The following is a 13,785-nucleotide window of genomic DNA, read 5'->3' on the forward strand; positions in this document are numbered from 1 at the left end:
GTATTAGATGTTTTGTAAAGCTTGAAGCTCTGCTTTTAAGGCATCTATCGATTTTGTCGTATCAAGAGACAGCAAGGCTTTGACTCGTGCTTCAATGGTTGAAATAACAAGATCAAATGCTGCATCCACAGTCAGTTCCGGGTTATCAAGATGGGTTGGGTCAGGCAAGCCCCAGTGCAATTTCAAAAGAGGACCAAGCCAGATTGGACAGCTTTCTCCAGCTGCCTGATCACAGACAGTAATGACAATATCAGGGTGATAATCTTTGAGATCATCCCAGCTCTTGCTGGTTAAGGACTGGGTGTTGTAGCCTCGTGTTTCGAGCTGTTCCAGGGTTAAAGGATGAACCTTGCCTGTCGGTGCGCTGCCAGCGCTAGCAACAGTCAGTTGTCCCTCAGCAAGTCTGTAAGTGATAGCTTCTGCAAGAATACTCCGGCAAGCATTGTGGGTGCAGAGAAATAGCAGCTTCATGGAATAGTCTCTGTTTTGGTTCACATTAATATATGGAAAAACATATATATTGGGGTAAAATTTTTAGCAACACACCAGCATTCGGGTAGGTCTGTCACCCATTTGATTCAAGTTTTTCAGATTGTCTCGAATAAAAACCGGGTTGTTTTGGGTTGTAGCGCCTAAGACTTGCCTGCTCCATTCAGGCAGCGATGGGTTAATGCGGTAAAAAACCCACTGTCCTTGCCGTCTATCAATCAGCAGATCGCATTTTCTTAGCTGAGCAAGGTGCCTTGATATCTTGGGCTGGATCTCTTCAAGGGCTGCTGTGAGCTCACAAACACAGAGCTCTTTTTCCTGCTCGATAAGCATCAGGCACTTCAGGCGAGTCTCATCGGCAAGGCACTTATAAAAGGTTACTGGGTTCATACACTGATACTGAACAGTCAGTTTATCGATGCGGGTAGTATATATGGAAAAACGTATATAACAACAGGGAATGGGAAATAGTGAATGGGGAATGGTATAACGAAGCCCTTTCCTATTCCCTATTCCCTATTCCCTAAGGAGTAATAGCTGCCGTACTATAGGTTGTCTGATGGATACTATGGCGGATTTCTGTACTCAGAACTTTAAATGCCTGTTCTGCAACCTGTGCAATTTCATCCCCAAAGGTGAGTTTGTTGGTCTGGGCTATGGTAATGACGTTGTTTTTCCGAAGCTGCTCGATAAATCCCCGGAACAGGGATTTGTCAAAAAACTCCGGCGCATTCAGTCCATGGATAATGCTGAGTCGCTGGGCCAGGTCTTTGGCCTGGTTTTCCAGGGCTTGCTGTTCAATGGCATCACTACCATTACTGATCAGCAGGCTAATGGTCATATAGAATCTTTCCAGGGTTTGGACAATGGCTCTGGACAGCACTGTCAGCATAATAAAGTGGGTTGATGCTGTATCCGGACGATAGTAAGTGGCCTCCTGATCCTTTTCAATGAGGCCCTCATCCACCATTGCTTGTAGCCACTGGCTGACAACCTTCAAGAACTCCCTGGGACTCCATTCAATAAAGAGCTCTGCCTTCAGATAAGGGTAGAGTATTGAGCAGATGCGCATGACCTCTTTACGTGAGATGGCACTGTTGTTAACAAACAGACAGCTGATCAATGAAGGGATAGCAAAAATATGCAGGATATTATTACGGTAATAGGTCATTTGAACCGCAGTGCTGTCTTCCAGCCTGAAAATATCGCCGAGGGAGTCTGTTTGACGTGTTACCAGCTTAAGGTCTTCTACATAGTTGATCATACTGCGGCCATCAAGCTCGGTCATCACCGTCTTTTGGCTATAGGGCATTCTGGCTAGTAGTTTTGCATAGGTGTCCAGCTGTAATAATAGCTCCTGTTCTCCCAGGGCATGGCGTGGTGTTGACAGGAGTGCCATGGCAACCAGGTTCACTGGATTGATGGTTGCTGCCGAGTTGATTCGACCTGCAATTTTTTGAGCCAGGCTATTGGTTGCTCCCTTTAGCCAGTCAGGTTTAAGGTCGGGACCATTGAGAGTGGATTTCCAGTGAGGCACTTCATTGTTCAGAAACTCCCCAAGATGGATGGGCTCACCGAAGTTAATCCAGGCTTTACCAAAGTGGTTTTTCAGGGCAGCAACGGTTTTGAATATATCCAGTGGAGATTCTTTCTTTTTGCTCTTGCCTCTTAGCTCTCCCAGGTAGGTGCCCACTTCAAGCAGTTTTTCATAGCCGATATACACCGGGACAAAGCTCACAGGCTTTCTGTGATCCCTTAGATAACTACGCAGTGAGATGGAGAGCATTCCGGTTTTGGGCGACAGGGTTCGTCCGGTTCTTGAGCGACCACCTTCAATGAAATACTCCATGGGAAACCCACGGCTGGCAAGGGTATACATGTATTCATGGAAGACACTGCTATAAAGAGGGTTGCCCCTGAATGTCCTGCGCATAAAAAATGCACCGGATTTACGGAGAATCGTTCCCACAAAAGGCATATTCAGGTTAATGCCGGCAGCAATGTGTGGTGGGGTTAATCCTTCGTAATAGAGAACATAAGACAGTAGCAGATAGTCTATATGGCTCCGGTGACAGGGGACATAAACGATGGTGTTTGTTTTGGACAGGTCTTTTAACGGTTCAATGTTATTTATTTTGACGCCGTTATAAAGCTTGTTCCAAAACCAGGTAAGAACAATATCCAGGAACCGGATAGCAGAGAATGAAAAGTCCGAAGCGATTTCATTGGCATATTTACTGGCTTTATGCTCAGCCTCTTCCAGGCTAATGGCTCGAGCGGCGGCTTCTGCCTCAATGGCCTTTTTTATTTGAGGACTGTGGATCAGACCATGAACAAGCATCCGGCGGTGGGAAAGGTCTGGACCAATGACAGAAGTTCTCTGCTGCCGGAAGTGAACCCGCAGAATTCGTCCGATTTTACGCAGGGTGTGGGCATGGGTTTGCTCTTTATTGGTCATTGCCCGCAGGGACATGGCCGGGTTTAAATGCACCAGGGTATTTCTGCCATGAAGCAGGGTGGCAAAGAATTTTCTGAATCGCCCCCCAAGATTGAAGTTCCAGTCAAACAGAAGTTTCAGGGCAGACTGTTCTTTATCCGGCGTACGTCCCCAGAATATGGAAACAGGAACGATCTGGATGTCCCGCTCCGGGTCTGCTTCCACATATTGAAGCAGATGCTCAAGGGTGGTGGATGTTTCGGGTCGTTCCCGCTGGAAGATAAGCCCTTCCTGCTGGCTCAGGTAGAAGAAGGCGTAGTCGCCATTGGGGTCGCTGGTGGTAATAGACTGGGAAGGGCGGGGCAAGCCCGCGTTTATACACTCATTTTCCAGTACCAGAAGATCGGATAGCGACCGGTTGCGAAATACATAGCAAACGGGTTTGTCAGGATCGATCCCCAGGCTTTCTACGCTGTTGTTTTGTACTATTGTACGTACCCAACTGGTCAGTATCTTTCGAAGGGTATGAAAAATGACGCGGTTCATGGTGATTGACTTTTGCATGAAACTGGCTTCTAGCCTACATCCTTTCTTATGGTGACGATTGTAAACCGGCTAATTCTAGCCTGATAGCAATAATCAGCGCAAAAGGCTTTTTTGAACCACGAAGGACACGAAGAGTACGAAGAATTTTAAGAAAAGCCCCAGTGTCCTGCGTGGTTCTAAAAAAACAGGGCGTTGTGCTGGGGCTTTTGCGATACTCTCGGGGCGCTGGGAGCGAGAGTAACGAGAGGGTCTATTATAGGCTCCTGTTTATCAATGGTTATTTCTTACTGGTTTGGCCACTCAATCAGGCTTTCTTTGCCCTGTTCGTCCAGTTGGCACCATTCATCCATATTTTCTCCCTGCTGCCAGGGGCTGGCATTAAAGCGAACCCGGCACTGGCAATATTGATTGATATCTTGGGCGCAGGCCTTATCGCTGGACCATGATTCAGGCTTGATTTTAAACCAGATACTTGCCCAGGCTTTGCCAAAGGCCTTTTCTGTCACCATGACCGGGATTTTGCATCCATTACTGTAGACCTCAAGGTCATGTACCACTTTGCCCTGGTTAATAATATCGACTTGTTCAAATCGGTCTGAGAGCCACTTGAGCATATCGTTAAAATTCAGGTTTTTGGTATAAATTTCTATATCTTCAATGGTGTTCATGGGGGTGTTCATTTAAGTAGGGTTATCAGACAGTTTTCGTAAATGGTACTCAGGGTATCCAGGTCAGCGGCGCGAACACATTCATTGACTTTGTGAATCGTGGCATTGACCGGTCCAAGCTCGATCACCTCTGCCCCGGTAGGTGCGATAAACCGGCCATCTGACGTTCCACCTGATGTTGAGAGTTTAGGTTTTTTACCAGTGATTCGTTGGATCCCTTGAATCGCTGCATTCACCAGAGTTCCGGGACGGGTTAAAAACGGCAGTCCGCTAAGTTGCCAGTCCAGCTGATAATCCAATTCCCATTTGTTCAAGATCTCTGGAACCCACTGTTTTAGTTGGGAGACGGTGACCTCCGGAGAAAAACGGAAGTTGAAATTAACCTGGCATTCTCCTGGAATTACATTATTGGCGCCACTGCCTGCCATAATCTGCCAGATTTGAAGGCTGGTGGGCTGAAAAAAGTCATTACCTTTGCACCACTGGCGGGAGGTGAGTTCAGCAAGGGCAGGAGCCAGTAGATGAATTGGGTTGGCGGCGCGTTGGGGATAGGCCACATGACCCTGAATACCATGAATGGTCAGATGACCATGCAGGGAACCTCTTCGGCCATTTTTAATGGTATCAGCCAGGGTCTCTGTGCTGGAAGGCTCTCCAACAATACACCAGTCTATTTTTTCCCTTCGGGCTTCCAGGTGCTCAATGACTTTTCGAGTACCATCCCTGCATGCACCTTCTTCATCACTGGTAATTAAAAAAGCAATGGAGCCTTTGTGGTCAGCATGGCTATGAAGAAAATTCTGACAGGCTATGACCATGGCCGCCAGGCTGCCTTTCATATCCGCAGCGCCCCGGCCATAAAGCAGGCCGTTTTCTTCTATCACGGGCTCGAAGGGTGGTGTTTTCCAGAGGCTTTCTTTGCCGGGAGGAACCACGTCAGTATGGCCGGCAAAAGCGAGAACGGGGGATTCGGTGCCTTTTCGGAGCCAAAGGTTATCCACGTCACCAAATCTAAGTTTTTCGATATGAAAACCCAGGGGTTCAAGCAGTTCAACCAGAATATCCTGACAACCCGCATCATTGGGCGTTATTGATGGACGCTGGATTAGTTTCATGGCCAGCTCAAGGGTTGGGGAATATGTATCTGACATAAGAATGGGCTTGGTTTAAGGGGGAACAAATTCTAGCATATCTGTTCATGGAGAATGGCTTCCAATGACGCTTGTCATTGAGGTGAGCACGCAAGCCTCTCTATAATGCCAGCCCCCGGGTTTTATTGGCATAAAAACCGAGTTTCGTAAGCTTATGTCAATAGTACCTGGCCCACAATCCAGGTAGTTTTGGTGATTGTAATGTCTAAAAGTGTGATTTGTGATATTGATGGCGTAATTCTTCACGACAATGCGCTGATTCCCGGAGCTGATAAGTTTATCCATGGCTTATTGGAACAGGGAACACCTTTGGTTATGTTGACTAATTTCCCATCCCAGACCCCAAAGGATTTGCAAAACCGGTTTGCGTCCGCAGGGATTGAGATTCCAGAAGAGTGCTTTTTTACCTCAGCCATGGCAACAGCGGAGTTTTTAAAGAGGCAGGAAGGCCAGAAGGCGTTTGTTATTGGTGAAGGTGCTTTGGTGCACGAACTCTATAATGCAGGCTTTACCATTACCGATATCAACCCGGATTTTGTAGTGGTGGGAGAAACCCGTCACTACAACTGGAATATGATTCATACGGCTGCCCGCTTTGTGTCAGAGGGTGCCCGGTTTATTGCCACCAACCCGGATACCCATGGCCCGAATATGTCACCAGCCTGTGGCGCTTTGTGTGCCCCTATCGAACGTATCACGGGTAAACAGCCATTTTATGTGGGTAAGCCCAGTGCCTGGATTATCCGGGCAGCGCTAAACAGAATGGGCTGTCATTCAGATAACACTGTTATTGTGGGTGATAACCTCCGCACCGATATCCTGGCGGGCTTCCAGGCAGGGCTGGAGACAGTACTGGTGCTTTCCGGCGTCAGTCAGAAGTCAGATATTGAACGGGTGCCTTTTAAGCCAAACCATATTTTTAACTCTGTGGCAGATATCGATATTATATAAAACGCGCATAGCGCGTTTTAATAAGGGCTCCTAAGAAAGCTTGTCCTTATATTCACAGAGATCTTCAATGATACAGCTGCCACACTGGGGTTTTCTGGCTTTGCAGACATAGCGGCCATGAAGGATCAGCCAGTGGTGGGCATCCATCAGAAACTCTTTTGGTATTAACCGTACTAGTTTTTTTTCCACCTCCAGTACGTTTTTGCCCGGGGCAATACCTGTGCGGTTGGATACCCTGAAGATATGGGTGTCCACAGCCATGGTCGGTTGGCCGAATGCCGTATTCAATACGACATTGGCTGTTTTTCGACCGACGCCGGGAAGGGCTTCCAGCTCTTCTCGGGTTTGGGGGACTTCTCCGGCATGTTTTTCGATGAGTAGTTTGCATGTCTTAATAATATTGTCGGCCTTGCCGTTAAATAGGCCGATGGTCTTGATATAACCCTTTAATCCTTCAGCACCAAGATCCAGAATGCCCTGTGGTGTATTGGCTATGGGATAGAGTTTATCTGTTGCCTTGTTAACGCCCACATCCGTTGCCTGGGCAGATAAAATCACCGCCACTAATAATTCAAAGGCACTGGAGTAATTCAGTTCTGTGGTGGGATGAGGGTTCTGGCTCTGTAAACGCTGGAAGATTTGAGTGCGTTTGTCCTTGTTCATTATATCGGTAGTCTGGCTAAATAAGTATAAGATGGCAAAATCTTAGCACTAATTATCATGTCGGGCGCATTAGCAGAAATAATTAGTGCTCCGAGGCTATATGGCTCATACAGAGGGTACGTAGATAGCTTAATCCTTTATTCTGAATAGCCAAATACAGATTCTTTGCGGAGCTGAGTCCAAATAATCGTTTGACGCTGTCATTTAGAGATTGACAGAGTTTATCAATATCTTTCCCCGGAGCAGTGAGTAAAGTGAGCAAGATTTTTGCCTTGGTTTTATCTTCGCTTTTCCCCAGAAACTTGTCAGGAACCACCAGTTTTTCAAAGCCCTCAGGTGTGAAGTTTTCCAGTTTCTCGGCAGAGTCTTCCAGCATGAGCGCGGTCATGGTTTCAGGAGGCACAGGAATCCCCAAGGCTACCATTAATTTGGCAAAACGTTTTGGTTTTTTTAGAAAATAGAGAAAGGCGCTATCAACTTCGTTTTTCAGCCAGCAAGTGGGCTCCCGGATATAGGCACAGTGGCTACGCATCATCATTCCCACAGGGTTGTAATGGGCATTCAGATAAGCCAGTGATTGAATGCTATAGTCTGACAGACCCCGAATAGCTGATCCTGCCTTTATTGCAGTGTCCACAAGCATAGGCTTACATGCTGTGATGATGCCTACGGTTTGATTCCGACACATTGCCGGGATGCCTCTTACTGTTGAAGCAGCATCCGGTGTTGCTACAACATTGTGGGTAACCTGTTTTAGTGTGTGGGGCGAGTACATCATCCTTGACTCCTCATCCATGTCCATTTGATTTATTTCCGATTTTAGGGGGATAAGGACTGGAAATGCATAACAAGCCTGTTAGCTGTTCTGATAAGTAATAGAGACTTAAGTCGTAGACCTATGCCGATCAAACACTTCCTGTAACCCGAACACGTTTGCTGCCAGTGGTTGATGCAGGATTCTTGGCCAGTTTTTTCTGTTCTGCTTTCTGGTCAATAATGTTTTTCAGGGCAATAAGAAAGCCCATAAAGACAAAAGCACCGGGAGGCAGTATGGCAAACAGAAACTGCTTGTAATCAGGGATAATGATGAGAGTCCAATCTTGAGCAACAGGGCCCAACAGAAGATCCATATTGGCAAAAAGGGTTCCCTGCCCGATAAACTCGCGCATGCCACCAAGAACAACGAGTACCGCGGCAAAACCCGCTCCCATCATAAAGCCATCAAGGGCAGAAAGAAAAACAGGGTTTTTGGAGGCAAAGGCATCGGCACGGCCAAGAATGATACAGTTGGTGACAATCAGGGGAATAAAGATACCCAGTATCCGGTATAGCTCGTAAGTATAGGCTTGCATGAGTAGCTCTATACAGGTGGTGAAGGAGGCAATGATCATCACGAAAACCGGTAGCCGGATAGCATCACTCACCTGGTGCCTGATCAGGGAAACGGCAATATTGGAACCCATTACAACCAGCATGGTGGCAATGCCCAGACCAAGGGCATTTACCACACTGTTTGAGACCCCCAGTAGAGGACAGAGGCCGAGCAGTTGCACTAAAGCCGGGTTGTTTTTCCAAAGGCCCTGTAAGGCGATCTGCGACGCCTTTACCGTAGGTTGGGTTGTATCAGTCATAGTGACGATCCTTCCAAATTATCAGGACTCAGTAAGAAATCTTTGTTGGCTTTAAAATACTTAAGGGTTCTATAGACCGCAGCCACAACCGCTCTTGGCGTAATGGTGGCTCCAGTGAACTGGTCAAACTGGCCTCCATCTTTTTTGACGGCCCAGCCAGAACTGCCCGGACTAGTGAGGGACTTGCCGGTAAAGCCAAGAATCCAGTGGGTTATTTTGGTATCAATCTTGTCACCCAGGCCCGGTGTCTCTTTATGGGTCACCACCCGGACACCTGCCAGAGTACCATCCCTGTTGACGCCAACCAGTAACTCAATGCGTCCATTATAGCCGTCGGGAGCTACAGCTGGCAGAATCACGGCAGTGGGGACTCCCCGGTTCAGGGCAATGTAAGCTTTTTTCTCCCGTTGTGTGGCCAGTAGCTTAGAAGGCTTCAATAAAATGGCTGTATCAAGCAGCACATTGTCGTGGGTCTCAGCTGGCAGTATTTCGATTAAGGCCTTTGCCTCGTAGTTACGTACCTGCTCTTCTATCTTGTCTCCGGTCAGCACATAGGTCAGTGAAATAAGGCCCACTGTCAGGATGGAGAACAGACCCAGGCCCAGACTGTTTCGAACCATGCTCTGAAACAGTGTAGCCATAGTGCCGGGTTGATTTTCGCTAGTATTCTCGCTCATGGTTTATCGTTTACCTGGCTGGTCATTCTTTTTTTGGTAACCCTTTGTTGGGCCTCTTATGGCCATAGGTTCTTGGCTGGGTGTAGTAGTCAATGGTGGGGGCTGCCATATTCATCAGTACGATTGCAAAGGCGACACCGTCCGGGTATCCGCCCCAGGCTCTGATAACGTAAACCAGAATACCAACACCGATACCAAATAACAGACGGCCCCGGTTGCTTGTGGCGCCGCTGACAGGGTCTGTGACAATAAAGAACGCACCCAGCATGGTAGCGCCACTTAGCAGATGAAACAGGGGCGAGCCATGGCTTTCCGGACCACTGCCTCCCCAGAATAGGGTAGCCATAATGGTTAGTGCTGCCAGCATGCCCACAGGGGCGTGCCAGATAAATACTCTTTTATAGAGCAGGAACAGGCCGCCAGCCAGGTAGCCAAGGTTAACCCAGAACCAGCCTAGTCCTCCGAGTCCATCAAGAACCGGCTTTTGTTCCCAGAGCTGTGGCATGGTCAGGCTACTGTTTTCCCGCACAACATCCAGGGGGGTTGCCATACTGACGGCATCAATAACCGGTGTTGACTGACCCAAAGAGAAAATGGCGGAGAAGGCTGAGAAAAGGCTATCTCCCGGGGATAGACTGGCAAGGCTTCCCTCTATTCCCAGGGGGGCAAGCCAGCGGGTCATTTCCTGGGGGAAGGATATCAGTAACAGCACATAGCCCAGCATGGCCGGGTTAAATGGATTTTGGCCAAGACCACCATACAACTGTTTACCAATAATAATGGCAAAGGCGGTGCCCACCAGAGTCAGCCACCAGGGCGCCAGTGGTGGAATAGCTACTGCCAGCAGCAAGGCGGTGACCACTGCACTGCCATCTTTAAGATAAAAGTCGATGGGGCGACGTCTTAATTTCAGTACAAAGGCCTCGCAGCCTAAAGCCACCAATGAGGCCCAGATAATATTGATGGCTGTGCCCCAGCCAAAGAAAAAGGTTTGGGCGGCCAGTCCGGGCAGGGCAGCCAGTAATACCAGTGTCATGATGCGCTGGGTACTGTTGCTACCTAACGCATGTGGGGATGTCTGTCTAACCAGGGTCATAATTTCTTGGCCTCGTCACTGAGAGAGGGCTTGCTTGCCTGAGGGCGAGGGGATGTGGAAGCTGAAGGTAACTGCTTTTCCAGTTTTTCAAGTTTGTTGCGGCACTCATCCGCTTTATCCTTTAGAGCATCCCTGTCAGCACTGTTTTTTTCCAGAGCTTCAGCATAGGCTCGTTCTGCTTTCCTTAATTCTGCCTTGGCCAGGGCGTGCTCAATTTTCAATTTTTTGTTGTCAGCAGGGGGCGGTGGTGTTTTTGCCGTACCTGAGGGCAGATGATCAAAATCTTTCTGTAGTTTATCCACCTGATTTTGCAGCATGCCGAGATTAGCATGAAGTTTTTCAATATGTGCGTTACCGGAAGCCTCTGCCTGCGCCAAAGCCCTTTGGGTTTTTTTCAGTTGGGCCCGAGCCATGGATAACTGAATTTTCAATTCTTTTTGCTCAGGAGACAATGCGGGTTTGGTGGTGCCAGCATTACCAGCGGCTGCCGCTTTACGGGCCTTGGCTCTTTCGATGGCCGCCTTGACCGGATCATCCTCTGTCTTACCATTGGTCTGGGCTGCGTTTGCTTTGGCGGCTTTTAGCTTGGCTGCCCGCTCGGCATTGGCTTTTCGCTTAGCCTCTTTTTCCGCCTTTTCCTGTTCCTGGCGTTCCTGTCTGAACTCAAAACGTTGTTTTGACCGTTCAGACTTGGCATGTTTCGCCTCAAGAATACGAATGGTGTCTTTTGATGCCCGGTAGTACTGCACCAGAGGGATGTTGCTGGGGCAAACATAAGAGCAGGCACCGCACTCAATACAGTCAAACAGATTGTGATGGATTAATTGCTCATTATTTTGAGCCTGGGCGTGCCAAAGCAGTTGTTGAGGCAAGAGCGAGCAAGGGCAGGCTTCGGCACAAATGCCACAGCGTATACAGGCCTGTGCCGGTGGTGCTGGGGGGAACTCCTGTGATGTGGCCGCAATCAGGCAGTTGGTGGTTTTTATAATGGGAGCGTCTGTGCTATCCAGGCTGAACCCCATCATGGGGCCACCTAATACCAGATTATGGAGTTTTTTCCGGTTAATACCGGCAACAGTCAGCAGGTTATTAATGGGTGTGCCAATTAATGCCTCGACATTTTGAGGTTGTGACAGCGCTTGCCCTGTTAACGTGGTAATTCGGGATATCAGGGGTTTGCCTTCTATCACGGCATCGTGGATAGCTGCCAGCGTACCTACGTTATAGCAGAGCATACCAATATCCACAGATCGGGCATCGTTGGGCACTTCCTTGCCAGTCAACATATAGATGAGTCGCTGGGCATCTCCTGAAGGGTATTTGGTGGGCACAGTGATTACATCATAACAGCGGTCAGCACAGGCGGCTTTCATGGCTGCAATGGCTTCTGGCTTATTATCCTCGATACCAATCAGCACCTGTTTAAGGTTTAGCAAGTGCTTGAGGATATCAATACCGCCTATGATCTGATTCGCCCGTTCCCGCATGAGCATGTCGTCAGCCGTAATGTAGGGTTCACACTCAGCGCCATTGACGATGAGGGTATGAATTTTACCATCCTTACGGGATGCCATTTTCACGGCAGCGGGAAAACCGGCCCCTCCCAGTCCTACAACACCTGCGTCGTATATTTGATCGACCAGCTGTTGCGCTTCTATTTGCTGGTAGTCCGGGGTTGGTGAGAGCTCACACCACTGATCCATACCATCACTTTGCAGAATGATGCAATCCTCGCTGAGACCGGAGGGATGAGGTACAGTGTGGGCACTGATTGACAGGATTGTCCCGGATGTGGGGGCATGAACCGGAGCGCTGACAAAACTGGCGGCTCTTGCCAGTATCTGTCCTTTCAGCACTTTATCCCCGGGCTTTACCCGTGGTTTACCCGGGGTTCCTGAATGCTGGTTAAGGGGCAGTATGTACTGGTTAAACAGGGGTACTGATGCTATGGCTGTGGTTGTGGACTGGGTTTTGTTTTCCGGTGGGTGCACGCCCCCGGGAAAGGTTTTTATACTAATATCATTCACGCAGCTTGCCCTCCGGATTCATTGTGAGGGCGGCGATCTGTGGCAATAACCTGCTCAGGGGCAACCGGCAGGCTCCAGCTCCAGCTTTTAGTAGTAACTTCCAGGGGCACCATATCTATACAATCTACAGGACAAGGCTCAACACAGAGATCACATCCTGTGCACTCATCAGAAATAACAGTATGCATTTGTTTGGCCGCCCCAAGAATGGCATCCACTGGACAGGCCTGAATACACTTGGTGCAGCCAATACACTCCTGTTCACGAATAAAGGCAACCATCGGGACTTTTTCAGCACCGTGCTCTGCGTCCAGAGGCTCTGGCTCCATATCAAGCAGGTCGGCAAGGGCGTTAATTGTTGCCTGTCCTCCCGGAGGACATTTATTGATGGCCTCACCACTGGCAATGGCCTCGGCATAGGGCCTGCAACCGGGGTGTCCACACTGCCCGCATTGGGTCTGGGGTAGCAGGTCATTGATCTGGTCGACAATGGGATTACCCTGCACCCGGAATTTAACGCTGGCGAATCCCAGCAGGGCACCAAAAATAAGGGATAGGGCAAGTAGCGCGGCAATGGCGTAAAAAATAAGTTCCATACCACCCCTACAGCTTTATCAGGCCAGTGAAGCCCATAAATGCCAGTGACATCAAACCGGCACTGATCATACCTATGGCGGCACCCCTGAACGGTGCTGGAACATCAGCAACGGCAATACGTTCCCTCATGGCTGAAAACAGCACCAGAACCAGCGAGAAGCCTGCGGCAGCACCAAAACCGTAGGTGGCAGAGTCCACCAGTGAGCTATCGAGCCGGTTACTATTCAGCAAGGCAACGCCAAGCACTGCGCAATTACTGGTGATGAGTGGCAAGAAGACACCCAGCACCCGATGGAGCAGAGGGCTGACCTTGCGAACCACCATTTCGGTGAACTGAACCACAACTGCAATCACCAGGATAAAGGAAAGGGTTTTCAGAAACTCCAGTCCCAGGGGGAGAAGAATATATTGATAGGTTAAGTAACTACAGATCGAGGCCAGAGTTAACACGAAGGTGGTTGCCAGCGACATGCCCATGGCCGATTCCAGCTTGTTGGAGACACCCATAAACGGGCATAACCCCAGGAATTGAACCAGGACAAAGTTATTGACCAATATGGCACTGACCATGATCAGCACCAGTTCATTTATCTGTTCCATTGTTAACTTAAGGGCTCGGTAATTGGCGTAATTTGCATCAAGTAGCCTGAAGAAACGGTACCTTATACTTGATAAGGGCAGTCAAGTATATATCCCCGTGCAGCCAGTTAATACGCTTTTAAAGATATAAATGAAATATCCATAAAACAGGTTTCAAGGCATGGCTTATTAGGGGCTGTTGAGGTTTTATCATGTGCTCAGCCAAAGCCAGCGGTTTCGTGGCTAGGCGCAGCAGCGCAGGAATAACCTAAA

14 protein-coding genes are annotated in these 13,785 nt (G+C 48.7%); 1 reads left to right on the plus strand and 13 read right to left on the minus strand.

What is annotated here, in order from left to right:
• Nucleotides 1-3: 3 nt before the first annotated feature.
• The 5 genes from MJ595_RS10500 to dapE all read right to left on the minus strand — a co-directional run bounded on the left by MJ595_RS10500 (nucleotide 4) and on the right by dapE (nucleotide 5,291).
• Entirely contained in the window at nucleotides 4-471 is a 468-nt protein-coding gene (locus MJ595_RS10500; protein WP_263322257.1) for an arsenate reductase ArsC, read from the minus strand.
• 63 nt (nucleotides 472-534) lie between these two features.
• Nucleotides 535-879, minus strand: a complete 345-nt coding sequence (locus tag MJ595_RS10505; RefSeq protein WP_263322258.1) for a metalloregulator ArsR/SmtB family transcription factor — start codon at nucleotides 877-879, stop codon at nucleotides 535-537.
• A 133-nt stretch (nucleotides 880-1,012) separates the two neighbouring features.
• Nucleotides 1,013-3,472, minus strand: coding sequence for a glycerol-3-phosphate 1-O-acyltransferase PlsB (plsB, locus tag MJ595_RS10510; protein WP_263322259.1), 2,460 nt, complete (start codon nucleotides 3,470-3,472; stop codon nucleotides 1,013-1,015).
• 284 nt (nucleotides 3,473-3,756) lie between these two features.
• Nucleotides 3,757-4,152, minus strand: coding sequence for a hypothetical protein (locus MJ595_RS10515; protein ID WP_263322260.1), 396 nt, complete (start codon nucleotides 4,150-4,152; stop codon nucleotides 3,757-3,759).
• The gene (gene dapE, locus MJ595_RS10520; RefSeq protein WP_263322261.1) at nucleotides 4,149-5,291 is read right to left on the minus strand and encodes a succinyl-diaminopimelate desuccinylase; all 1,143 of its coding nucleotides are present in this window, start codon (nucleotides 5,289-5,291) and stop codon (nucleotides 4,149-4,151) included. Before dapE ends, MJ595_RS10515 begins: the two co-directional genes overlap by 4 nt.
• A gap of 201 nt (nucleotides 5,292-5,492) precedes the next feature.
• On the opposite strand from dapE, the gene MJ595_RS10525 reads away from it, so the two are divergent.
• Nucleotides 5,493-6,242, plus strand: coding sequence for an HAD-IIA family hydrolase (locus MJ595_RS10525; protein WP_263322490.1), 750 nt, complete (start codon nucleotides 5,493-5,495; stop codon nucleotides 6,240-6,242).
• A 30-nt stretch (nucleotides 6,243-6,272) separates the two neighbouring features.
• Here the strand turns inward: MJ595_RS10525 and nth are convergent, their stop codons facing one another.
• The 8 genes from nth to rsxA all read right to left on the minus strand — a co-directional run bounded on the left by nth (nucleotide 6,273) and on the right by rsxA (nucleotide 13,524).
• On the minus strand, nucleotides 6,273-6,905 hold the full coding sequence (nth, locus tag MJ595_RS10530) for an endonuclease III (protein ID WP_263322262.1): 633 nt from the start codon (nucleotides 6,903-6,905) through the stop codon (nucleotides 6,273-6,275).
• A gap of 82 nt (nucleotides 6,906-6,987) precedes the next feature.
• Entirely contained in the window at nucleotides 6,988-7,683 is a 696-nt protein-coding gene (locus MJ595_RS10535; RefSeq protein ID WP_263322263.1) for a hypothetical protein, read from the minus strand.
• Nucleotides 7,684-7,810: 127 nt separating this feature from the next.
• On the minus strand, nucleotides 7,811-8,536 hold the full coding sequence (locus tag MJ595_RS10540; protein WP_263322264.1) for an electron transport complex subunit E: 726 nt from the start codon (nucleotides 8,534-8,536) through the stop codon (nucleotides 7,811-7,813).
• Nucleotides 8,533-9,213, minus strand: a complete 681-nt coding sequence (rsxG, locus tag MJ595_RS10545; protein WP_263322265.1) for an electron transport complex subunit RsxG — start codon at nucleotides 9,211-9,213, stop codon at nucleotides 8,533-8,535. The genes MJ595_RS10540 and rsxG overlap by 4 nt, the downstream gene beginning before the upstream one ends.
• A 22-nt stretch (nucleotides 9,214-9,235) precedes the next feature.
• On the minus strand, nucleotides 9,236-10,309 hold the full coding sequence (gene rsxD, locus MJ595_RS10550; protein ID WP_263322266.1) for an electron transport complex subunit RsxD: 1,074 nt from the start codon (nucleotides 10,307-10,309) through the stop codon (nucleotides 9,236-9,238).
• Nucleotides 10,306-12,336 (minus strand): electron transport complex subunit RsxC, encoded by a 2,031-nt coding sequence (rsxC, locus tag MJ595_RS10555; RefSeq protein ID WP_263322267.1) that lies wholly within the window; start codon nucleotides 12,334-12,336, stop codon nucleotides 10,306-10,308. The genes rsxD and rsxC overlap by 4 nt, the downstream gene beginning before the upstream one ends.
• Entirely contained in the window at nucleotides 12,333-12,932 is a 600-nt protein-coding gene (gene rsxB / locus MJ595_RS10560; RefSeq protein ID WP_263322268.1) for an electron transport complex subunit RsxB, read from the minus strand. The genes rsxC and rsxB overlap by 4 nt, the downstream gene beginning before the upstream one ends.
• Nucleotides 12,933-12,939: 7 nt before the next feature.
• On the minus strand, nucleotides 12,940-13,524 hold the full coding sequence (rsxA, locus tag MJ595_RS10565; RefSeq protein ID WP_263322491.1) for an electron transport complex subunit RsxA: 585 nt from the start codon (nucleotides 13,522-13,524) through the stop codon (nucleotides 12,940-12,942).
• Nucleotides 13,525-13,785: the final 261 nt, after the last annotated feature.

It is taken from the genome of Endozoicomonas sp. Mp262 (assembly GCF_025643335.1).
Taxonomy (GTDB): domain Bacteria; phylum Pseudomonadota; class Gammaproteobacteria; order Pseudomonadales; family Endozoicomonadaceae; genus Endonucleibacter.